Source organism: Mycolicibacterium stellerae (assembly GCF_003719305.1).
Taxonomy (GTDB): domain Bacteria; phylum Actinomycetota; class Actinomycetes; order Mycobacteriales; family Mycobacteriaceae; genus Mycobacterium; species Mycobacterium stellerae.
Genome location: NZ_RARC01000020.1, coordinates 34,605 through 56,677, shown reverse-complemented (window position 1 = coordinate 56,677; position 22,073 = coordinate 34,605). Strand labels below are relative to the sequence as shown.

Sequence of the window (22,073 nt, the reverse complement as noted above, 5' to 3'; positions counted from 1 at the left end):
CGTGCGCGGCGTTGCCATCCGCCGCGGGACGTCGGCGGTCCGGCCGAGGGTATGTTGATCTCGCAACGTATGATGCCGCACCGGAGGGCCGGTCAAGCTGGGAGGACGACGTTTTGCGCATCGGGAAAATAACTGTTGGCGCACTTGATGAATGGTCATTGAGTCCGGGCGCGGTCACTTCCTGGCAACCGACTGCCGAGGCCAGGGAGAAGGCGCGCTCAGCAAACATTAGTCCGGTGCCGGTCAGCTACATGCAGCGCCAACACCTTCGTAACTACAGCGAGCGGAGCGCGGCCGGGTTGACCTTCTCCCGGCAAATCATCGCCAGCTGTGAAGTGCCCGGCGTGTGTGACATTTCGGCCATGGATCGTGCCGTCAACGCGTACCTACGGCGGCATGACACATTCCGCAGTTGGTTCGAGCAGACCGGCGACGGGGACTTCATCCGGCACGCCATCGACGACCCGGCCGACATTGAATTCGTGCCCGTCGACCACGGCCACATGACGGTCGACGAGATACACGCTCACGTGGTAGCCATACCTAATCCGTTGGAATGGGGCTGCTTCACTTTCGGAATAGTCCAGAACGAAAGTCACTTCACTTTTTTCGCCGCCATGGATCATGTCCACGGGGACGCGACGTTGATCGGCACGACAATGCTGGAAGCAAATGGGATGTACTCCGCGTTGAGCGGAGGTGGCGACGCCCTCAAGCTTCCAGACGCCGGTAGTTTCGACGACTTCTGTACCCGCGAGCGCGCACACACCTCAGAGTTAACTGTCGATTCGCCCGGAGTACAGGCGTGGATCGAATTCGCCGAGAACAACGGTGGGGGTTTTCCCGAATTCCCGCTGCCGTTGGGTAATCCCGACAGCTCCACCAAGAGCGACATGACCTCCATGGTCCTGATGGACAACGCGCAAACGGAACGTTTCGAATCCGCCTGCACGGCGGCGGGCGCGCGTTTCGTCGGCGGCGTGTTTGCCTGTCTGGGCCTGGTCGAGCACGAGTTCACCGGCGCTCTCACCTACTACGGGCTCACGCCGAGGGATTCCCGCAAAGCCGGCGACAACTTCATGACGCAGGGGTGGTTCACCGGGCTGATCCCGATCACCATCCCGATAGCGGCGACGTCTTTCAGCGATGCGGCGTGGGCAGCCCAGGCTTCTTTCGACTCGAGCCTGGAAATGGCGAGAGTGCCCTATTACCGCGTATTGGAATTGGCGCCGTGGTTGCAGTGGCCGCGACCGAACTTCCCGGTGTCGAACTTCCTGCACGGTGGCGCCGCACCGCTCAACGCCATCCTGGCCGCGGCCGACATGGGACTTGCGAACAACATCGGTATTTATCCCGACGGCCGGTATTCATATCAATTGACGATCTACATATTCCGGTACGGGCAGGGCACGGTCATGGCGATCATGCATCCCGACAACCCGGTCGCCAGGAAATCAGTAACCCGCTACATGGAGGCGATGTGCTCGGTGTCCGCTCGGGTTGCTGACAGCGGGCACTGGGGACGCGTCGCATAGCGTGAGGCGAATACGGGCGAAGATGGGGACGACATGCGACGGCTAGCCGATCTCGTGGTGCGGTGGCCCTGGGCGGTGATCGGGGCTTGGGCCGCGATCGCGGTCGCACTTCTGCTGACGTTCCCGAGCCTCAACCAGATGGCCCAGAAGAACCCGCCCGCCATCCTGCCAACCGACGCCCCGTCGAGCGTCGCCGCCCGGCAGATGACCGAAGCGTTTCACGAGTCGAGTTCGGACAACCTTCTCGTCGTCGCGTTCATCAACGAAACCGGGCTCAAACCGGGCGACGAAGACACCTACCGCAAAGTGGTCGACGCGCTGCGCGACGACGTGACAGACGTGGTGATGGTTCAGGACTTCTTCACCACGCCGCAGTTGCGGCCCTTCCTGACCAGCAAGGACAAGACGACCTGGGTGCTGCCGGTCGGCCTCGCGGGGGAGTTGGGCACGCCACGCGCCTACGAGTCCTACAACCGCGTCGCCGACATCGTCAAACACAATGCTGTCACCGACGGCCCGCTCACCGTGCACGTCACCGGACCGGCGGCAACTGTCGCCGACCTCACCGTCGCGGGCGAGCAGGACCGCATGCCCATCGAGATCGCGATCGCGGTCCTTGTGCTCCTCGTTCTGCTCGTGGTGTACCGCAACCCGGTCACCATGCTCCTGCCACTGGCAGCCATCGGGACCTCGCTGATCGTCGCGCAGTCCGTGGTGGCCGGGGTCTCCGAGCTCTTCGGACTGGGGGTTTCGAACCAGTCATCCATTCTTCTGAGCGCGATCATCGCGGGCGCGGGAACGGACTACGCCGTCTTCCTCATCAGCAGATATCACGACTATCTGCGACAGGGAGCCGATCTCGACGACGCGGTGCGGCGGGCGTTGATCTCGATCGGCAAGGTGATCACGGCATCCGCCGCCACGGTGGGAATCACCTTTCTCGGGATCAGCTTCGCCCGCATGGGGGTGTTCTCCACGGCCGGGGTGGCATGCGCGATCGGGGTCGGGGTGGCATACCTCGCCGCGATGACGCTGCTGCCCGCCATCATGGTGCTGGCCGGACCTCGCGGCTGGGTCAAGCCGCGGCGCGAGCTCACATCTCGGTTCTGGCGACGTTCCGGGATACGTATCGTGCGGCGGCCCAAGGCGCACCTTGTCGCCAGCCTGCTCGTCCTCGCCGTTCTCGCCAGCTGCGCGACCTTGGTGCACTTCAACTACGACGATCGCAAGGCGCTGGGACCTGAGGCCCCGAGCTCGGCCGGGTATGCGGCGATGGAACGCCATTTCCCCGTGAGTCAGGCCGTCCCCGAATACATCCTCGTCGAGTCACCGCGAGACCTGCGCACACCGCAGGCCCTCGCAGACCTGGAACAGATGGCACAACGGGTCAGCCAACTACCGAACATCGGCCTCGTCAGCGGCCTCACCCGACCCACCGGAACGGTGCCGCAGGAATTCAGAGCCACATATCAAGCGGGCATTGTCGGCGATCGGATGGCTGCGGGCTCGGCAGTGATCAGCGACAACACCAAGGATCTCAACCGACTGACGAACGGAGCCGACACGCTGGCCGCGAGCCTCGGCGACGTGCGCAGTCAGATCAACCAAATCGCTCCAAGCATGCAGCGTCTGATCGACGCCGTGTCGTCGATGCGAAGCCAATTCGGCGGCGACAAGTTGGTCAAGAACGTCGCGGCCGCCGCCCAGCTCGTGCAGAGCATCAATGCGCTCGGCAATGAAATAGGCGTGAATTTCTCCACCGTCAGGGACATGTTCGCCTGGGTGGGTCCGGTGCTGGCAGCACTCAACGGCAACGCAATTTGCGATGCGAATCCCTCGTGCAGCGCCACCCGCATCCAGTTTCAGAAACTGGTCGACGCTCGCGATAGCGGGCGCCTCGACCAGATCAATTCGCTGGCCGGACAACTGCAGGGGTTCGGAGACAGTCGGACCCTCAACGCAACGGTGAAACAACTCAACGACACGCTCTCGAACTTCAGCTCGGCAGTGCGCGCCATGGGTCTGGACCGACCCGGCGGTCTGCAGGCGGGCCTGACGCAAGTCAAGCAGGGCGCCAACCGCCTGGCCGAAGGAAGCCAGCAGGTGGCCGGCGGTGTGGACCAACTCGTCGGCCAAGTCAGGCTGATGGGGGCCGGGCTCGACGAGGCGGCCGCGTTCCTGTTGGCGATGCGAAATGACGCGGCGGATCCGTCGATGGCGGGGTTCAATCTCCCGGCCCAAATCCTGCAACTAGACGAGTTCAAGGCGGCGGCGAAGATCTTCATCTCACCAGATGGCCACACGGCCCGATACCTGGTGCAGACCACACTGAGTCCGTTCAGCTCCGAGGCGATGGATCAGGTCAACGAGATCAGTGACACCGCAAAGAGCGCCCAACCGAACACCCAACTGGCCGACGCCAAGATATCGATGGGCGGATTCCCCGCCGCGCTCCGTGACACCCGCGACTACTACGAGCACGACATCCGCTTCATCATCGTCGTGACCCTCGTGGTCGTCCTGCTGATCCTGATGGCGCTGTTGCGTGCGATTGTCGCGCCGCTCTATCTGATCGGCTCGGTGATTCTCTCGTACTTCGCGGCTCTCGGCATCGCCGTCCTGACGTTTCAATACCTGCTCGGGCAGCAATTGCACTGGAGCGTACCGCCATTGGCCTTCGTGGTATTGGTGGCGGTGGGAGCCGACTACAACCTGCTCTTTGTATCGCGAATGCGCGACGAATCTCCGCACGGGATGCGTTACGGCGTCATTCGCACCCTGACATCGACCGGCGGGGTGATCACGGCCGCCGGTTTGATCTTTGCGGCCTCGATGTGCGGTCTGCTGTTCTCCAGCATCACCACCGTGGTCCAGGGCGGATTCGTGATCGGCGTAGGGGTCCTTTTGGACACCTTCCTGGTACGGACACTCACGGTGCCTGCCATGGCGACATTGGTCGGACGCGCGAACTGGTGGCCGTCACGGCTGAGTGCCCCACGGTCTCTGTCGCGGGCACCGGCAGGAGAGGCGGAGTAATGTCACGGTCATTGCCGACGCGCAGCCAGCAGGCGGGAGTAGGAATGCGGCGACTGGTCGCAGTGGTCACTGCACTGGTAACCATTTGCGCCACAGCATGTTTCGGCTCGGCGATCGCGTCAGCCGATGACACCCAAGCCGGCTGGACGCCGGACCATGGAGCACCGAGCGACGGGCCGCCGCCGCTGGGCACGCCGGGCAGAGGGTACGCACTTGGCGGTGCCCACGTGTTGGGCATTCCCTACGACGAGTACATAAAGCGCACGGGCGCCGAGTGGTTCCCTGGTCTGGATCGGCAGATCGTCAACTATCCCGCGGGTCAGGTTCAGGGGCACACCCTTGAACGGTTGTTTCCAGGCATCGGCAGGCTGGACGACGGCTTTCCCGGGCTCGGCATCGACGGCCCCAGCATCGGTGAGTCGGTCGACGAGGGGCAGGGCAACCTGGAAACAGCGATCCGCACCGGAGGTCCCGGCACCGCGATCGGATTGTCCGAGGGGGCGATGGTTCTCGACGCCGTCCAGGCGAAACTCGCGAACGATCCGACCGCGCCGCCACGAGATCAACTGAGCTTTGCGACATATGGTGACCCTCTTGCCAAGCACGCCTTCGGTGAGAGTTTCCTGACCCAAAATTTCCCCGTCGGCAGCGTCGTACCCTCGCTCGATTTCCGCATGCCTGCTCCGGTGGAGAGCCAGTACGACACATATCAGTTCGTCTCTGCCTACGACAGCATCGCCGACTGGCCGGACAGGCCGGACAACTGGATGTCACTCGCCAACGCGGTCGTGGGTCTGGCCACCGGTCATACCGCGGTGGCGTTCACCAATCCGAGTAATGTGCCGCCGCAGAACATCAGGACGACGGTCAACTCCAAGGGCGCGAAGACGACGACATATCTGATCCCCGAGCAGCACCTTCCCCTGGTGTTGCCCTTCAAGTACCTCGGAGTGGACGAAGGCACTCTCAATCAGCTTGACGGGGTGCTCAAGCCGATGGTGGACGCGGGATACTCACGAAACGACGATCCGCTTACCGCTCCGATCACAGTGGATCCGGTGCGTGGCTATGACCCGGCTGCCGTTACTGCGCCTGCCACGCAGGCCGCCTTCGGCGGCGCCGCCGATCCCATCTCACAGCTGATGTCTGGTTTCCAATACGTGCTGAACCACAGCGGCGGCTGACAGCGCGGTCAGCCAACAGAAATTCGACGACTTACTACGGACGCAAAGTGACGCCTTCTCCTCAGTCAACCATCCTCTCCATGCTGCACGGACGTGCCAGCTTGCGCCCCGATGACGTCGCGTTCACCTTCACCGACTACGAGAAGGCCGCCGCGGGGGTACCCGAGCGCATGACGTGGGCACAGTTGTCCCAAAGAACGCTGCGGGTGGCCCGCGAAATCCGCCTCCACGGGTCTGTCGGAGACCGCGCGGTGATCCTGGCGCCGCAGGGCCTCGAGTACATTCTGGCGTTCCTGGGAGCTATGCAGGCCGGGCTCATCGCCGTTCCGCTGCCGTTGCCGCATCGCGGCTCGAGCCACGACCGGGTCGGCGCGGTCTTCACCGATACGTCGCCGTCGGTCGTTCTCACCACCTCCGCGGCCGCAGCAGATGTCGGCGACTACGTCGATCAGGCACGCCTGGACATTGTTCCCAAGATCGTCGAAATCGATTCGTTGGACCTGTCCATCGGAACCGGACCAGACGGCGGACCAAGCTTCGAAACCGCCGATGGGCCCAACATCGCGTATTTGCAGTACAGCTCGGGCTCGACCCGAACGCCGACCGGGGTCATGCTTTCGCATCGCAACCTCCAGGTGAATTTCGAGCAGCTGATGCGCAGTTTCTTCGCCGACTCCAGGGTCAGGCTCCCGTCGGACACCGTGCTCGTGTCGTGGTTGCCCTTTTACCACGACATGGGCTTGGTGCTGGGAGTCTGCGCCCCGATCCTGGGTGGCTTTCGTGCCGAATTGACAAGCCCGGTGGCATTTTTGGAGAGGCCGGCCAGGTGGATGCGAGCATTGGCTGAGAATCCGCATGCGTTCTCCTCTGCACCGAACTTCGCCTTCGACATGGCCGCCCGCAAGACAACCGACAGCGATTTGGCCGGGCTCGACCTCGGCGAGGTGCTCGGCATCATCAGCGGTGCCGAACGTGTCGAGCCCGCCACCCTTCGACGCTTCGTTGATCGGTTCTCGCACTTCAACTTCCGCGACCACATGATGCGTCCCTCATATGGCCTGGCCGAGGCAACCGTCTTCGTGACGAGCGGCACCTGGAGTGAATCGTCGCCCGCGGCCCATTTCGACGTCGACGAACTGGCCGCGGGCCGCGTCAAACGTTGCGCGGCCGGGACCGGAACGTCACTGGTGCCCTATACGGTGCCGCGATCGCCAACGCTGCGGATCGTCGACGGCGAAACACACAGCGAGTGCGCGCCGGGCTTGGTCGGCGAAATCTGGGTGCACGGTGAGAATGTCGCCGACGGCTACTGGGGTAAACCGCCGGAGGAGCAGCAGTGCTTCGGCGCAACGCTGGTCGATCCGTCGCCCGGTACGCCGGATGGGCCCTGGCTGAAAACCGGTGATCTCGGTTTCATCTCCGATGGGGACCTGTTCATCGTCGGACGCATCAAGGACCTGCTGATCATCCGGGGGCGTAATCACTATCCCGAGGACATCGAGGCGACGGTTCAAGAGATCACCCGCGGCCGGGTGGCGGCGATATCGGTCCCGCTGGACAGCACCGAGAAGCTGGTCACCGTCATCGAGGTGCACAAGCGAGGAGCTTCCAACGTCGAGGTGATGGGTTGGCTCCGCGGGGTGAAGAGCGATGTCACGTCCGCGATCTCCAACGCGCACGGCTTGAACGTCGAGGATCTCGTTCTGGTGCAGCCAGGGTCGATTCCCACCACGACGAGCGGCAAGATCCGGCGCGCCGCGTGCGTCGAGCAGTACCGGCAGGATCAATTCACCCGGTTGGACGCCTGAGCGGGTTATAGGCCGGCAAGCCCCGCGCCGAGCAGCACGCAGCCGACCGCGGTCAGCAGAAACGTGACCGCACTGCGGCGGCGTGTTCGCAGCCAGTCCTGCAGCGCCGACAGCGCTGCGCGGGTGCGGTCAGGGGCCACCAGGTAGCAGATCAGCGGAATCTCCACGAACCCGAACGCCACCACGTTGAACAAGATCAGGCCGCCCACCTGGACCGAGGCCGCGGCCCCCGAGGCGACGATGAGGGCCAGCACGGCGAGATAGTCGACGGACGGCAGCGCGATGCCGAGTCCCGCGGCACCCGCCGTCCACAGTGAACGGCCGTTGAGCAGTTGCCTTGTGCGCGTGGCGAGCGGTTCGAATCTTCGTGAACCTGAATCCGCATCGTCGTCACCACGCTTGCCGAGCACGCCGGTGGCCACCACCACGGCGTTGAGCAGCAGCAGCGCACCGACAACAATCTGCACCCTCGGCAGGGTGAAATCGGCTGACCCGATGGCCGGTCGCAGGACGAACAGCACGATTACGCCCACCGTGATGCCCATCGCGAATCCGCCTGCGAGAAAGGTGACCAGCTGGAGCATCGGTCGGGGACGGTTCATGATCAATATCGTCATGCCGATCCGGAACGGCTCGAGGCTGACGGCAACGGCCATTGCCAGGAGCGTTATCCACATGACGAGCGTCAGGTTACCGTCAGGCGTGCATGGCCACAGTGCGTGGCTCCGTGTGAAAATGGACGGAATATGAGCGCAACCGAGCTGAGCCCGACGTCGCTACGCGAGGCGTTCGGACATTTCCCATCGGGCGTCATCGCCATCGCCGCCGAGGTGGACGGCATCCGCATCGGACTGGCCGCCAGCACCTTCGTCCCTGTGTCGCTGGATCCGCCGCTGGTCTCGTTCGCCGTCCAGAACACGTCGGAGACCTGGCCCAAGCTCAAGGACCTGCCCCGGCTCGGCATCAGCGTGCTCGGTGAGGCGCACGACGAGGCGGCAAGGACCCTGGCGGCGAAAACCGGCGACCGGTTCGCGGGCCTGTCCACGGTGTCTCGTGAAAGCGGTGCGGTGTTCATCGAGGGCACCAGCGTCTGGGTGGAGAGCGCCATCGAACAGCTGGTGCCTGCAGGGGATCACACGATCGTGATTCTGCGCGTCGCCGACATCACGGTGCATTCCGCCGTGCCGCCGATCGTGTTCCACCGCAGCACGTTTCGCCGGCTAGGCAGTTAGGGCCGCGAGGCGAGCTCGTCCCGATAGCCCTGAACGCGCCGTTCGAGCTCGGCGGCGTCATCGGGCCTGCCCTCTTTGCGGGCGAGGTCGGCGCGCGCCGACAACTCGCGAATTGCGGTGCGAATGTCGTTGACGCTGTGCGTTTCCGTCACGGTGGCTGCCTTTCGTCGTTGATTGGCTGCTCCCGTCAGGCTACCCGCGCTCAACTCCTCCTGAACAACTTGTTGCCCAGCCAAACCACCGGGTCGTACTTGCGGTCGGCGGCTCGCTCCTTCATCGGGATCAGCGCGTTGTCGGTGATCTTGATGTGCTCGGGGCACACCTCGGTGCAGCACTTGGTGATGTTGCAGTAGCCGAGGCCGTTGTCCTCCTGCGCCTGCTCGGGGCGCCGTTCCAGCGTGTCGAGGGGATGCATGTCGAGCTCGGCCTGACGCATCAGGTAGCGCGGGCCGGAGAACGCCTGCTTGTTCTCCTCGTGGTCGCGCACCACGTGGCAGGTGTTCTGGCACAGGAAGCACTCGATGCACTTGCGGAACTCCTGGCTGCGGTTCACGTCCTCCTGAGCCATCCGGTACTCACCGGGCTGCAGATCCTTCGGCGGCGCGAACGACGGGATCTCCCTGGCCTTTTCGTAGTTGAACGACACATCGGTGACGAGGTCGCGGATGATCGGGAAGGTCCGCAGCGGTGTCACCGTGACGGTCTCGTCCTCGCCGAAGGTGGACATCCGGGTCATGCACATCAGCCGCGGCCTGCCGTTGATCTCCGCCGAGCAGGATCCGCACTTGCCCGCCTTGCAGTTCCATCGAACGGCCAGGTCGGGGGTCTGGGTCTGCTGCAGGCGGTGGATGATGTCGAGCACCACCTCGCCCTCGTTGACCTCGACCGCGTAGTCCTCCAGCGCGCCGCCGTCGTCGTCGCCGCGCCACACTCGCATGCTCGCCTGATAGGCCATCAGTTGCTCCGTTCTGGATGCTGGGCCAGCTCGCCGTCGGTGAAGTACTTCTCCAGTTCTGACAGCTCGAAGAGGTCGAGCAGATCCTGGCGCACCGGAATCTGGTCCTGCTTGGTGACGGTCAGCTCGGGCACGACCGCATCGCCCTCGGTGCGGCACACCAGCAGGGTCTTGCGCCAGTCGGGCTCCATCGCCGGGTGGTCGTCGCGGGTGTGACCGCCACGGCTCTCGGTGCGCGTCAGCGCGGCTTGGGCGATGCACTCGCTGACAAGCAACATGTTGCGCAGGTCGATCGCCAGGTGCCAGCCGGGGTTGAACTCCCGATGGCCCTCCACCTTGACGTGCTTGTAGCGCTCTCGGAGCTCGGCCAGCTTGTCAAGCGCCTCGGTGACCTCTTCGGCTTTGCGGATGATGCCGACCAGGCTGTTCATCGTGTCCTGAAGGTCCAACTGCAGCGTGTAGGGGTTTTCGGGGGCGTCGCCGTTCGACGGACCCTCGAAGGGATGCAGCGCCCGCTTGATGGCGTCGTCAACGGCTTCCTCTGTCACCGCTGGGCGTTCGGCGAGCGCCCGCACGTAGTCGGAGGCGCCCAGGCCGGCGCGGCGACCGAACACCAGTAGGTCCGACAGCGAGTTGCCGCCGAGCCGGTTGGAGCCGTGCATTCCGCCTGCGCACTCACCGGCGGCGAACAGGCCGGGCGTGGTCGCCGCCGCGGTGTCCGGTTCGACCTCGATGCCGCCCATCACGTAGTGACACGTCGGCCCGACTTCCATCGGCTCCTTGGTGATGTCCACCTCGGCCAGCTCCATGAACTGGTGGTACATCGAAGGAAGCCTGCGCTTGATCTCCTCGGCGGGCAGCCGCGACGCGATGTCGAGGAAGACACCGCCGTGCGGCGAGTTACGTCCGGCCTTCACCTCGGAGTTGATGGCGCGAGCCACCTCGTCGCGCGGCAACAGGTCCGGCGTGCGGCGCGCGGAGTCGTTGTCCTTCAGCCACTGGTCGGCCTCGTCGATGCTCTCGGCGTACTGGCCCTTGAACACCGGCGGGATGTAATCGAACATGAACCGGGTGCCGTCGGAGTTCTTCAGCACGCCGCCGTCGCCGCGGACGCCCTCGGTGACGAGGATGCCCTTCACGCTCGGCGGCCAGACCATGCCGGTCGGATGGAACTGGACGAACTCCATGTTGATCAGGGTCGCTCCGGCACGCAGCGCAAGCGCGTGCCCGTCGCCGGTGTACTCCCACGAGTTCGACGTCACCTTGTAGGACTTGCCGATGCCGCCGGTCGCCAGCACCACCGCAGGCGTCTCGAACAGAACGAACTTGCCGTTCTCGCGCCAGTACCCGAAGGCACCGGCGATCCGGTCGCCGTCCTTGATGAGGTCGGTGATGGTGCACTCGTGGAAGACCTTGATGCGGGCCTCGTAGTCGCCGAACTCGGCCTTGTCCTCCTGCTGCAGCGAGACGATCTTCTGTTGCAGCGTGCGGATGATCTCCAGGCCGGTGCGGTCTCCGACGTGGGCCAGCCGCGGGTAGGTGTGGCCGCCGAAGTTGCGCTGGCTGATGCGGCCGTCCTTGGTGCGATCGAAGAGCGCGCCGTAGGTCTCCAGCTCCCACACCCGGTCGGGCGCCTCCTTGGCGTGCAGCTCGGCCATCCGCCAGTTGTTGAGGAACTTCCCGCCGCGCATGGTGTCGCGGAAGTGGACCTGCCAGTTGTCCTTGGCGTTGGCGTTGCCCATCGAGGCCGCGCAGCCACCCTCGGCCATCACCGTGTGGGCCTTGCCGAACAGCGATTTGGTGATGACCGCGACCTTCTGGCCGCGCTCACGCGCCTCGATCACCGCGCGCAGGCCTGCGCCGCCGGCACCGATGACGACGACGTCATAGGAGTGCCTTTCGACCTGCGATGAAGCGCTCGGCGCAAGAGCCTCGCTAGATGTCATGAAACCTCACTTGCTCGGGCTGTCGTGAAATGGGCTGTCAGCCAGACGAATCAGCCGATGAATCTGAGATCGGAGATGGTGCCGCTGGCGACGAGCATGATGTAGAAGTCGGTCAGCATCAGCGTTCCGAGCGTGATCCACGCGTACAGCTTGTGCCGGGTGTTCAGTCGGCTCACCTGCGTCCACATCCAGTATCGGACCGGGTGTTTGGAGAAGTGCTTGAGGCGCCCGCCGACGACGTGGCGGCAGGAGTGGCAGGACACGGTGTAGACCCACAGCATGACGACGTTGACGACGAGAATGACGTTGCCCAAACCGAATCCGAAGCCCGACGGCGAATGGAATGCCACGATCGCGTCGTAGGTGTTGATCACCGAGATGATGCCCGCGATGTAGAAGAAGTACCGATGCGTGTTCTGGATGATCAGTGGGAAGCGGGTCTCACCGGTGTACTTGGCATGCGGCTCGGCCACCGCGCACGCGGTCGGGGACTGCCACACCGACCTGTAGTAGGCGCCGCGGTAGTAGTAGCAGGTCAGCCGGAACAGCAGAAGGAACGGCAGCGAGGCCGCGGCGTAGGGCAGCCACCACACGTCGGGCAGGAACTGTGGCCAGAAGTGGCTGGCCTCGGGGACGCAGCCCTTGCTGATGCACGGCGAGTAGAACGGCGTCAGGTAGTGGTATTCGGCGACGTAATAGTTGTTCTGCAAGAACGCCCGCACCGTCGCGTAGATGACGAACGCGGCGAAACCCAGGTCGACGATCAGCGGCGACTGCCACCACCGGTCCGTGCGCAACGTGCGCTGGGGAATCTCTGCCCGGTTCGGTGAGAAGACGCCGGTGCCCTGGCGGTCGGCGGTGGGTGCGCTCACAGTCGTTTTCCAAGCCTCTCCAGTTTCGTGCCCCGCAGTGCGACAGAGCCTAATTCAGCCCCTACTGTGACCCCCGACACCCTCGTCATCGACGTCCCGCCAGAAGTCCCGCTCGTACTCGGTATCCGGGATGGCGATCTTTTCCGCCGAGTCCCGCTGCCTGATTACCCCGCGGCTGAGTTCCAACTCCTCGGCGTCGATATCGAGTCGGTCGATGTCGTTGAGGATGCGTTCGGCGTCGTTGACGATCCGACGCATGGCCGGGGTGTCCCCGTATCGCGACGCCAGCGATGTCACGCACCGGCGCAGGCCGCCGATCAACTCGTGAAGTTCGGCAAATTCGGTGGTGCTCGACATCAGACCTCCTTGGGCTGAAGGGTGTCTCGGATCACAGTACGACAATCGATGCTAGCTACATCATGGTGATGGAACGTGAGACCGGTCACGTCGGACAAGGATGGGGACATGACGGATGAGCAGGTTCTTCAGCAGCGCGCGGTCGCGCTGCTCGAATTGCACCAACCCGGCAACCCGGTGGTGCTGCCGACGGTGTGGGACGCATGGTCGGCGAAGCTGGCCGTCGACGCAGGGTTCTCGGCGCTGACCGTCGGCAGCCATCCGGTCGCCGACTCGATCGGCAGGCCCGACAACGAGGGCATGACATTTGACGAGCTCCTCACCCGCGTCGTCCAGATCACCGATGCGGTGGATGTCCCGGTGTCCGTCGACATCGAGTCCGGCTACGGCGAGGCGCCGACGCGCCTCATCGACGGTCTGCTCGGCGCCGGGGTGGTCGGCCTGAACATCGAGGACACCGTGCACGGCGAGGGCGGTCGGCTCCGGTCGTCCGCCGAGCACGCCGAACTCGTCGGGGCGCTTCGGGCCGCGGCGCACGCAGCGGGCGTTCATGTGGTGCTCAACGCGCGTACCGATCTCTTCTTGCGTTCCGACGGTGACGAGTCCGACCGCGTCGACAGGGCGGTGGCGCGGCTGACGGAAGCCGCCGACGCCGGCGCCGACGTCCTGTACCCGGTCGGGCGTCATGATCCGGATACCTTGCGGCGCTTGACTTCTGAACTGCCGCTGCCGGTGAACGCCATCGGCCTGCCCGATCAGGACGATCCGGCGTCCTTCGGCCCGCTCGGTGTCGCGCGGATCAGCTTCGGCCCCTTTCTGCAGTGGGCCCTAACGGAGCACGCCAAGGAGATCCTGGCCCGCTGGGGATAGCGTGATGGCGCCCGGGTGCTCGCGGCTAGCATTCCCGCGTGTCTCACGACCACGATCCCGCGCACTGGTCCAACCGGCCGGGCACCATATTCGCCGCGGGCGCGGCTGCGGTGCTGCTGGTCGTGGTGCTGATCTTCGCAGTGATGCGGACCGCGGACGACTCGTCGGATCCGCCCGACGTCTTCATCACACCGTCGAGCAGCGCGACCTCGAGCACATACACGACGTCATCCACGACGACGACCACGTACACCACGCCGAGCGCGCAGACCAGCGACCAGAACTTCCCGCCGGCGGGTCCGCCGACATCCGAGGTGGCCGGGCCGCCGACGCCGACGACCGAGGTAACCACCGATTCCGGCACGGTCACCGAGACGGCGACATTGCTACCGCCGCCGTGAAGCTAGAAGGCGCCTGAAATCGGGCGGCAGTCGCATAGGCTGGCGCAATGAGTACTCTGACGCGCTTCATAACGGCCGTTATGGTAGTGCCGGGGTTGATCGGGTTGGGGTCTGGATCGGCGTCTGCCGAGTCTGCCAACGGCGGGTCTGTGCCGCTCGGCGCTGAGTATCGCTCGTGCGATTTCACGAAGCTCAACTTCGTCAATGCCACCGGCACCGCATCCGGAACAGCGGTCATCGGCACCGGCGGCACCAACACCGTGACCGCCGACGTGTACATCATGATCGGCAGTCCGAACACCCCGTACCAGGTACGGCTCATTCAAGGTCCCCGGCCGGGGACGCAGAAATGCAACGCGGGCGACCCCGGCGTGGCGAGCGCCATGTTGTACACCGACGGCAACGGAGTCGGCTCGGTGGTGTTGCACGACGCTCTTGCGCCCGGTGCCACCAACGCATGGGTGTTCATCGACGGGCCGCCGGATGTCGGCCAGATCCGGGGCGAGTTCTACACGTCGGACCTCCTCACCAGCCTGAAGTAGCCGCGGTGAGAACACCGTGATGGGCGCGTCACACGAGGCGACATCGCGGCAATATCGGCTGCTTAGCCTCGCGTCATGTCCTCGGATTGCGCCCCTGCCAGGCACGTCGTGGTGGTCGGGCACGGAATGGTCGGCCACCGGTTCGTCGAAGCCATGCGTGCCCGTGACACCGGGGACCGATGGCGGATCACCGTGCTGGCCGAGGAGTCCGACGCCGCATACGACCGGGTAGGTCTCACCGGATACACCGAGCACTGGGACCGCGCCCGCCTCGCCCTGCCAGGCAACGACTATGCGAGCGACAGCCAGGTAGCGCTTCGGCTTGGCGCCAAGGTCACCACCATCGACCGGCAGGCCAAGGTTGCCATCACCGCCGACGGCGCGCGGGTCGACTACGACGCGCTCGTGCTGGCGACCGGTTCGTACGCCTTCGTTCCCCCGGTACCCGGCCACGACTTGCCGGGCTGCCACGTCTATCGCACGCTCGACGACCTCGACGCGATTCGCGCCGACGCGATGGCCGCTCTGGCGGCAGGCCACGCGCCGGTCGGTGTGGTGATCGGCGGTGGCCTGCTGGGACTGGAGGCCGCCAATGCGTTGCGCACGTTCGGATTGCACGCCCACGTCGTCGAGATGGCTCCGCGGCTGATGGCACAACAACTCGACGAGGCCGGCGGGGCACTGCTGAACCGAATGGTCACCGAGTTGGGCATCGACGTGCACGTCGGGGTGGGGACGTCGTCGATCGAGGCAGACGAGCGCGGGTCGCTACATGCGACGCTGAGTGACGGGACGGTCGTCGAATCCGGCCTGGTGATCTTCGCGGCGGGCGTGCGGCCACGTGACGAGTTGGGCCGCGACGCCGGTCTTGAGATCGCGGAGCGCGGAGGTGTTCTCACCGATCTCTCCTGTGCGACAAAGGATTGCAGCATCTACGCTATCGGCGAGGTTGCCGCGATCGAGGGCCGCTGCTACGGGCTTGTCGGCCCGGGCTACACCAGCGCGGAGGTCGTCGCGGACCGGCTGCTCGGCGGCGCCGCGGAGTTCCCCGAGGCCGACATGTCCACGAAGCTCAAGCTGCTCGGCGTCGACGTGGCGAGTTTCGGCGACGCGATGGGTGTCACGCCGGACTGCCTCGAGGTGGTGGTCAATGACGCCGTCAACCAGACATACGCGAAGCTCGTGCTGTCCGACGACGCGAAGACACTGCTTGGCGGAGTGCTGGTCGGCGACGCCTCGGCGTACGGAATCCTGCGTCCGATGGTCGGCGAACCGCTGCCCGGTGATCCGCTCGCATTGATCGCGCCTGCCGGATCCGACAGCGGCAGTGCCGGATTGGGGGTGGGCGCCCTGCCGATCGGCGCGCAGATCTGCTCGTGCAACAACGTCACGAAGGGTGATCTGACCGACGCCATCTCCGGTGGCTGCTGCGATGTGCCCGCACTCAAGCAGTGCACACAGGCGGGCACCTCCTGCGGATCGTGCGTGCCGCTGCTCAAGCAGTTGCTCGAGGCCGAGGGGGTCGAACAATCCAAGGCGCTGTGCGAGCATTTCAGCCAGTCGAGGCCGGAGTTGTACGAAATCATCTCCGCAGGCCCCGCCGAATCGGTCCGCACCTTCTCCGGGCTCATCGCGCGATTCGGTACCGGAAAGGGCTGCGACATATGCAAACCCGCCATCGCATCGATTCTGGCATCGACGAGCTCGGAGCACATTCTCGACGGCGAGCAGGCCTCGCTGCAGGACAGCAACGACCACTTCCTGGCCAATATCCAGCGCAACGGCAGCTACTCGATCGTGCCGCGGGTGCCCGGCGGCGACATCACACCCGAGCAGCTGATCCTGATCGGTGAGATTGCCCGGGATTTCAACCTGTACACCAAGATCACCGGCGGACAGCGCATCGACATGTTCGGCGCAAGGGTCGATCAGCTGCCCGAGATCTGGCGCCGCCTCGTCGACGGCGGGATGGAGTCCGGCCATGCCTACGGCAAGGCGCTGCGGACGGTCAAAAGCTGTGTGGGCAGCGACTGGTGCCGCTACGGGCAGCAGGACTCGGTGCAGATGGCGATCAACCTCGAGCTCCGCTACCGAGGGCTGCGGGCCCCGCACAAGATCAAGATGGGTGTGTCGGGTTGCGCCCGCGAGTGCGCGGAGGCCCGCAGCAAGGACGTCGGCGTCATCGCCACGGAGAACGGATGGAACCTCTACGTCGGCGGCAACGGCGGCATGACGCCCAGGCACGCAGAGTTGCTCGCCGGAGATCTCGACGACGAGACGCTGATCCGCTACATCGACCGCTTCCTGATGTTCTATATCCGCACGGCCGACCGACTGCAGCGCACCGCACCGTGGGTCGACCAGCTCGAGGGCGGCCTCGAGCACCTTCGAGACGTGGTGTGCGGCGACTCCCTCGGCCTTGCCGGGGATTTCGAGGCGGCGATGGCGCGTCACGTGGCGGGCTATGCGTGCGAGTGGAAGGGCGTGCTGGACGACCCCGAGAAGCTGTCGCGGTTCGTCTCGTTCGTCAACGCGCCCGATGCACCCGACCCGACCGTCACCTTCACCAAGCGGGACGGCCGCATTGTGCCGATGGGCATGCCAACGATCCGAAAGGTGGCCGAAAAGTGACCCTGCTCAACGACATCGAAGTCTGGACCGCAGCATGTTCGTATGACCGGCTGATCCCGGGCCGCGGTGTCGGCGTGCTGCTGCCCGATGGCGACCAGGCTGCGCTCTTTCGCCTCGATGACGGCAGCGTGCACGCGATCGGAAACATCGACCCGTTCTCTGGTGCGGCGGTGATGTCGCGTGGCATCGTCGGCGATCGCGGTGGCCGCGCGACGGTGCAGTCGCCGATCAAGAAGCAGGCGTTCGCCCTCGACGACGGCACCTGCCTCGACGATCCCGCCGTCGCGGTGCCGGTGTTCCAAACGCGCGTCACGGCCGATGGTGTGATCGAAGTTTGTTCTTGAATGCATTGTGGGTAAGCAGCACGCATGTCCCAAAACTGCATCGCCGAGAGCCCGAGGCGATCCACGCGCAGGTATGGGCGCGCGGATGTCATTCACGACGCAACGTGGCTGCTCATGGAACGTTTCGATCTCGACGCCGGCCAAGCCGTCGCGCAGCTGGTGAAAGTGTCCAAGCGCAACAGCGATTCCATCGAGGCGGCCGCCCGGATGTGCGTGGACGCGGAGTTACGCGGCCAGCGGTACCCCGGCGCGCTTGAACCGGTTGGCGATCAACCGCACCATCGCCGGATGGCCGCCTAGCGGATCGGCAACAAGATCGGCTCCGCTGCTGCGCAACCGATCTTGAAACAGCCCGTCCGCCAACAGGTACGACGCCAGCACGACTCGCCGCGCGCCACGCCGCCGTAATTCGGCCACCGCGTCATGGATCCGCGGCTCCCCGGTAGCCGCGTACGCCAACTCGACCCGCTCGCCGATCACCGCCGACAACATCGCCGCAGTTCTGCGCAGGTCGGACTGCGCATAAGGATCCGATGTGCCTGCCGCGGCCAGAATCACCGAATCGCCCGGCTGCCAGCCACATTCGACCAGCCGGGCCGCAACAACCTGCACGGCGCTCGGGCACGCGCCGAGCGGATCGGTGACGGTCACGTCGGGATGACCGCTGGCGGCCACGTGGGCGGGCAGGTCGACCCGCACGTGGTAGCCGCTGGCGAGGAACGCAGGCACCACCGTCACGGGTTGGTCGACGGGCAGCGAACGAAGCACTTCTTCCGGGGTCGGGCCGAGGACGTCGACGAATGCAACGCGCACCGGCAGGCCCAGTACCTTCGACACCTGTCGTGCCAGCTCACCGACCATCGCGACGCCGTCCCGCTTTCGTGTGCCGTGGGCGACGAGCAGCTGGCTCATTGGGCCGCCGCGATGGGCTCGTCGACGGGCAGACGGTAGCCGCGTTTCACGACCGTCGAGACAATGTTCTTGTCGCCCAACGCCGTTCGCAGGCGCAGCACGGCCGTCTCCACCGCGTGGGTGTCGGTGCCCGTGCCGGGGAGTGCGCGCAGCAGATCGGCCCTGCACACGACGGTGCCGGGACGGTGGGCGAGCGCGCGGATCGTCGCCATTCCCGCCGGCGAAAGCTGCTTGACCACACCGTCGACCATGACGCACGTGCCGCGGATCTCCATCCGGTGTCCTGCGACGTGCATGGTGCGCGACTGCAGCATCGGCAGCTCGTCGGTGATGTGGCGGGCCAGTGCACCCAGCCGCATCCGTTCCGGCGCCGACGTCGGCACGCCCAACCGCACAAGCGGGCGCGCCGTGACCGGTCCGACGCACATTGCGTGCACGTTCGTGCGCAGCGCGGTGAGTACCCGATCCTCGATGCCCATTTCGCCCGCCCGCATCAGCACCGCAGCGACGGCGGGCGCCGACGTGAAGCTCACCGCGTCGAACTTCTCGTCGGCGATTCCGGCCACCAGTTGATCCAGGTCCCCGTTGCGGGGCGCCGGATGCCAGCGGTACACCCGGATCGGGACCACATCGGCGCCCGCGGCGCGCAGCTCGTCGAGAAACTCGGGGAACGGGTCCCATTCCGCGGTCGCGCCGTGCAGCTGGACTGCGATGCGCTGACCGGAGATACCGCCCTCGACAAGGTAGTGCAGCAGCTCGCGGGACGACTCCGACTCCGGCGACCATTCCTCCGGCAGGCCTGCGGCGCGCAACGCACCGGTCGCCTTCGGGCCGCGGGACACGATACGGGCCTTGCCAAGCGATGTGATCAGCTCGTTGGCCAGATCCCAACCGTCGGCGGCGGCGACCCAGCCGCGGAAGCCGATCCCCGTCGTCGCGATCACGATGTCGGGCGGCTGGTCGATCAGCGCCTCGGTGTGCACCCGTAGCTCGTGGTCGTCGGGCAACGGCACCATCTCGATTGCCGCGGCGGCCGTGACGCTGGCCCCGCGCTTGCGCAGCAGCGCGCTCAGCTCATCGGCGCGCCTGGCAGACGTCACCGCCACCCGAAACCCGGTGAGCGGTGCCCAGTCGGGCTCGTCACTCATGGTCCCAGTGTTTGCAGTCCGTGTTTCCGGGCGATTAACCCGTCATTGCCCCCGCATATCGCCGCCCGTTGCGGCGTGAATTTCGACTCACCGCCACCGGTGGTCGGCTGTGAGGTGGGCAGTCAGCTTGTCGCGCGCATCCAACGTAGGAGCGTCACCACACGTCGCCGTCGCGCCAGTCGCAGGTGATCGCTTCGGCGGTGTCCAGCTCTACGGAGACGGGCAGCACGAATATCGACGTGTCGTCGTCTGGAGTCGGCCGCACGCCGGTCGGCGTCAGCACCGACGTCGCTCCGCGCCATGGCAGCCAGCCGCGTGCGGTGTACATGGGCCGCCCGGCCTCCGATGCGCTCAGCGCGCCGAGTTGGTATCCGCCGCGGATCACCTGCTCGACGGCGTCCATCAGAGCACGGGCCAAGCCCTGTCCGCGCCAGTCCTCGTGCACCGCGACGGCTTCGACGTAACCGCACCGCAGCGCCGAGTCCCGGTAGAGCAGGCGGCGCTGAACCACCGCGGCGTGCCCGATCAGCGCGCCGTGGTGGCTGATCAGTGCGTGCATGCCGCCGAGGGCATGCTCCCAGTCGGCGTCGGTGAAGTCGATCTCACCGCCGTCGAAGGCGTCGATCACCATGCGGCGGGCGTCGTCGCGGGTCTCGTTGTCGAGGTCGGCGGTGTGGACCAGGCGGGCGGCTAAGACCTGGGTGGGCACACCATGTGTCTACCCGTTCATGAACCGTTGTGAAAGGGCTTGCGCGGGCGTGACCAATGCAACCGGACGGTCTGCCCAGGACGGACCTGCGCGATCCTGTCGATGTCCTCGTCGATCACCACGCCGATCACCGGGTAGCCGCCGGTGACCGGGTGGTCGGGACCGAGAATGACCGGAAAACCGTTCGGCGGCACCTGAATCGCCCCTCGGGTCGCGCCCTCGCTTGGCAGCTGGCGATCGCCGTAGCGATATTCCAGCGGCATGCCGACCAAGCGGATCCCGACCCGGTCGCTGCGGTTGGTGACCTGCCAGTTGGTGTGGACCAGCACATCCGGGTCGGTGAACCAGTCGTCGCGTGGTCCCGGCACCACCGACAGTTCGACGATGTTGTCCTCGATCGCCGCCACCGGCGCCTGGTCGAGCTCGGGGAATTCCTCGGTGTGGTCGCCGATCGGCAGCACGTCTCCCGGCTGCAACGGTTGCGGACCGATCGCCGACATCACGTCGTAGCTGCGGGAGCCGAGCACGGGCGCGACGTCGATTCCGCCGCGGATCGCCAGATATGAGCGCAGGCCGGAGTGCGGTGCGCCAAGCGAGATCACCTGGCCGTCGTGCGCATGGTGAATACTGTTGGTGCCGAACGGAATTCCATTGACTGCGGGATCGGTGTCGGCACCCGTCACCGCGATGGCCACGTCTCCTCCGTTGACCCGCGCGCTGAACCCGCCGAACGTCACCTCGATGGTGGCGCGGTCACCGGGGTTGGCCACCAGACGGTTGGCCAGCCTGTGGGAGCGGCGGTCGGCCGCCCCGGACCGCGTGACACCGAGCTGCGCCTTGCCTGGCCGGCCCAGGTCTTCGACCAGCGCCAGCGGACCGGTGCGCAACACCTCCAACGTTGCTCTCATTGCGACACCTCCCGAAACTGAACCCACTGACCCGGCATCAGCAGCGCGGGTTGTTCACGGTCGACATCCCACAGGTCGGCCTGATCTTTGGAGGTATGCCCGATCAACTGCCAGCCGCCGGGTGACTCGCGCGGGTACACGCCGCTGAATTCGCCTGCCAGCCCGACCGAGCCTGTGGGCACCTTGGTGCGCGGCTCGGACCGCCGTGGCACGTTGAGCCGCTCGTCGCCGCCGACCAGGTAGGCGAAACCCGGTGCGAAACCTGCGAACCCGACCCGCCACGGGTTGCCGGTGTGCGCGGCGACGACGTCTCGCCGACTGAGGCCGGTCAGCTGGCCGACCTCGTCGAGGTCGGCGCCGTCGTACACCACATCGATCACCACATCGACCCTGCCGTCGCTCGGGGCGGTGGCCTGCTCGACGGCTTCCTGCGCCAACCTCAACTTGCTGAGCTGTTGTCGGGTTGGCCCCTGGTAGCGCGGGCCGTCGAGCTTGAGCAGCACGGTCCTCGAGGCGGGAACGATGTCCAGCACGCCGGGCAGATCGGCGTCGCGCAGGATGTCGCCCCACGCCAATACCTCCGCGGTGCTGTCGAACTCGAGCAGCAGCGCCTGGTCGCCGTAGTCGGTGATCGAGCCGATCACCATCGCGTCCGTTGTCACGGTCATCACCCAAAGCTACCC

At 65.6% G+C, this 22,073-nt stretch carries 22 protein-coding genes; 11 read left to right on the top strand and 11 right to left on the bottom strand.

Features of this window, described 5'->3' with window-relative positions; genetic code table 11:
* The first annotated feature begins 113 nt into the window (after positions 1 to 113).
* From D6M19_RS22210 to D6M19_RS22195, 4 genes are read left to right on the top strand one after another with little or no spacing between them, the layout of a single operon-like run.
* Positions 114 to 1,535 (top strand): condensation domain-containing protein, encoded by a 1,422-nt coding sequence (locus tag D6M19_RS22210; protein ID WP_123027420.1) that lies wholly within the window; start codon positions 114 to 116, stop codon positions 1,533 to 1,535.
* A 33-nt stretch (positions 1,536 to 1,568) separates the two neighbouring features.
* Entirely contained in the window at positions 1,569 to 4,571 is a 3,003-nt protein-coding gene (locus D6M19_RS22205; protein WP_123027419.1) for an MMPL/RND family transporter, read from the top strand.
* Positions 4,572 to 4,615: 44 nt separating this feature from the next.
* Positions 4,616 to 5,755 (top strand): acyltransferase PE, encoded by a 1,140-nt coding sequence (pe, locus tag D6M19_RS22200; protein ID WP_123027418.1) that lies wholly within the window; start codon positions 4,616 to 4,618, stop codon positions 5,753 to 5,755.
* A gap of 47 nt (positions 5,756 to 5,802) precedes the next feature.
* Positions 5,803 to 7,563, top strand: coding sequence for an AMP-binding protein (locus D6M19_RS22195; RefSeq protein ID WP_123027417.1), 1,761 nt, complete (start codon positions 5,803 to 5,805; stop codon positions 7,561 to 7,563).
* Between the two features lie 5 nt (positions 7,564 to 7,568).
* On the opposite strand, the gene D6M19_RS22190 is transcribed toward D6M19_RS22195, so the two are convergent.
* Complete coding sequence (locus tag D6M19_RS22190) at positions 7,569 to 8,240, bottom strand: GAP family protein (RefSeq protein ID WP_123027416.1); 672 nt, start codon at positions 8,238 to 8,240, stop codon at positions 7,569 to 7,571.
* Positions 8,241 to 8,309: 69 nt separating this feature from the next.
* Between D6M19_RS22190 and D6M19_RS22185 the strand changes: the two genes are divergently transcribed.
* The gene (locus tag D6M19_RS22185; RefSeq protein ID WP_123027415.1) at positions 8,310 to 8,795 is read left to right on the top strand and encodes a flavin reductase family protein; all 486 of its coding nucleotides are present in this window, start codon (positions 8,310 to 8,312) and stop codon (positions 8,793 to 8,795) included.
* Here D6M19_RS22185 and D6M19_RS22180 read toward each other — a convergent pair.
* The 5 genes from D6M19_RS22180 to D6M19_RS22160 are packed head-to-tail and all read right to left on the bottom strand — an operon-like array spanning position 8,792 to position 12,925.
* The gene (locus D6M19_RS22180; protein WP_206428595.1) at positions 8,792 to 8,947 is read right to left on the bottom strand and encodes a hypothetical protein; all 156 of its coding nucleotides are present in this window, start codon (positions 8,945 to 8,947) and stop codon (positions 8,792 to 8,794) included. The two genes, D6M19_RS22185 and D6M19_RS22180, sit on opposite strands and share 4 nt — an antisense overlap.
* A 50-nt stretch (positions 8,948 to 8,997) precedes the next feature.
* Positions 8,998 to 9,750, bottom strand: a complete 753-nt coding sequence (locus D6M19_RS22175; protein WP_123027414.1) for a succinate dehydrogenase/fumarate reductase iron-sulfur subunit — start codon at positions 9,748 to 9,750, stop codon at positions 8,998 to 9,000.
* Entirely contained in the window at positions 9,750 to 11,696 is a 1,947-nt protein-coding gene (locus D6M19_RS22170) for a fumarate reductase/succinate dehydrogenase flavoprotein subunit (RefSeq protein WP_123027413.1), read from the bottom strand. Before D6M19_RS22170 ends, D6M19_RS22175 begins: the two co-directional genes overlap by 1 nt.
* Positions 11,697 to 11,746: 50 nt before the next feature.
* Positions 11,747 to 12,568, bottom strand: a complete 822-nt coding sequence (locus D6M19_RS22165) for a succinate dehydrogenase subunit SdhC (RefSeq protein WP_123027412.1) — start codon at positions 12,566 to 12,568, stop codon at positions 11,747 to 11,749.
* 54 nt (positions 12,569 to 12,622) lie between these two features.
* A complete protein-coding gene (locus tag D6M19_RS22160) occupies positions 12,623 to 12,925 on the bottom strand; it encodes an Rv0250c family protein (RefSeq protein WP_123027411.1) in 303 nt (100 codons plus the stop codon).
* A 108-nt stretch (positions 12,926 to 13,033) separates the two neighbouring features.
* On the opposite strand from D6M19_RS22160, the gene D6M19_RS22155 reads away from it, so the two are divergent.
* From D6M19_RS22155 to D6M19_RS35320, 6 genes are all read left to right on the top strand, one after another.
* Complete coding sequence (locus D6M19_RS22155; protein WP_123027463.1) at positions 13,034 to 13,795, top strand: isocitrate lyase/PEP mutase family protein; 762 nt, start codon at positions 13,034 to 13,036, stop codon at positions 13,793 to 13,795.
* Between the two features lie 38 nt (positions 13,796 to 13,833).
* Complete coding sequence (locus D6M19_RS34345; RefSeq protein ID WP_164478626.1) at positions 13,834 to 14,196, top strand: hypothetical protein; 363 nt, start codon at positions 13,834 to 13,836, stop codon at positions 14,194 to 14,196.
* A 47-nt stretch (positions 14,197 to 14,243) separates the two neighbouring features.
* Positions 14,244 to 14,738 (top strand): hypothetical protein, encoded by a 495-nt coding sequence (locus D6M19_RS22145; protein WP_164478625.1) that lies wholly within the window; start codon positions 14,244 to 14,246, stop codon positions 14,736 to 14,738.
* 75 nt (positions 14,739 to 14,813) lie between these two features.
* Entirely contained in the window at positions 14,814 to 17,369 is a 2,556-nt protein-coding gene (gene nirB / locus D6M19_RS22140) for a nitrite reductase large subunit NirB (protein ID WP_123027408.1), read from the top strand.
* The gene (nirD, locus tag D6M19_RS22135; protein ID WP_123027407.1) at positions 17,366 to 17,713 is read left to right on the top strand and encodes a nitrite reductase small subunit NirD; all 348 of its coding nucleotides are present in this window, start codon (positions 17,366 to 17,368) and stop codon (positions 17,711 to 17,713) included. The genes nirB and nirD overlap by 4 nt, the downstream gene beginning before the upstream one ends.
* A gap of 24 nt (positions 17,714 to 17,737) precedes the next feature.
* Positions 17,738 to 18,013, top strand: coding sequence for an ANTAR domain-containing protein (locus D6M19_RS35320; protein ID WP_407665390.1), 276 nt, complete (start codon positions 17,738 to 17,740; stop codon positions 18,011 to 18,013).
* On the opposite strand, the gene D6M19_RS22130 is transcribed toward D6M19_RS35320, so the two are convergent.
* From D6M19_RS22130 to D6M19_RS22110, 5 genes are all read right to left on the bottom strand, one after another.
* Positions 17,939 to 18,625 (bottom strand): sirohydrochlorin chelatase, encoded by a 687-nt coding sequence (locus tag D6M19_RS22130; RefSeq protein WP_123027406.1) that lies wholly within the window; start codon positions 18,623 to 18,625, stop codon positions 17,939 to 17,941. The genes D6M19_RS35320 and D6M19_RS22130 overlap by 75 nt on opposite strands.
* Positions 18,622 to 19,773 carry a uroporphyrinogen-III synthase gene (locus D6M19_RS22125; protein WP_123027405.1) on the bottom strand — a complete coding sequence of 384 codons (1,152 nt, stop codon included), beginning with the start codon at positions 19,771 to 19,773 and terminating at the stop codon, positions 18,622 to 18,624. Before D6M19_RS22125 ends, D6M19_RS22130 begins: the two co-directional genes overlap by 4 nt.
* 154 nt (positions 19,774 to 19,927) lie before the next feature.
* Positions 19,928 to 20,482 (bottom strand): GNAT family N-acetyltransferase, encoded by a 555-nt coding sequence (locus D6M19_RS22120; RefSeq protein ID WP_123027404.1) that lies wholly within the window; start codon positions 20,480 to 20,482, stop codon positions 19,928 to 19,930.
* Positions 20,483 to 20,499: 17 nt separating this feature from the next.
* Positions 20,500 to 21,390: a 5-oxoprolinase/urea amidolyase family protein gene (locus D6M19_RS22115; RefSeq protein ID WP_123027403.1), complete on the bottom strand. Its 891-nt coding sequence runs from the start codon at positions 21,388 to 21,390 to the stop codon at positions 20,500 to 20,502.
* Entirely contained in the window at positions 21,387 to 22,058 is a 672-nt protein-coding gene (locus D6M19_RS22110) for a 5-oxoprolinase subunit B family protein (RefSeq protein ID WP_206428594.1), read from the bottom strand. The genes D6M19_RS22115 and D6M19_RS22110 overlap by 4 nt, the downstream gene beginning before the upstream one ends.
* Between the last annotated feature and the right edge of the window lie 15 nt (positions 22,059 to 22,073).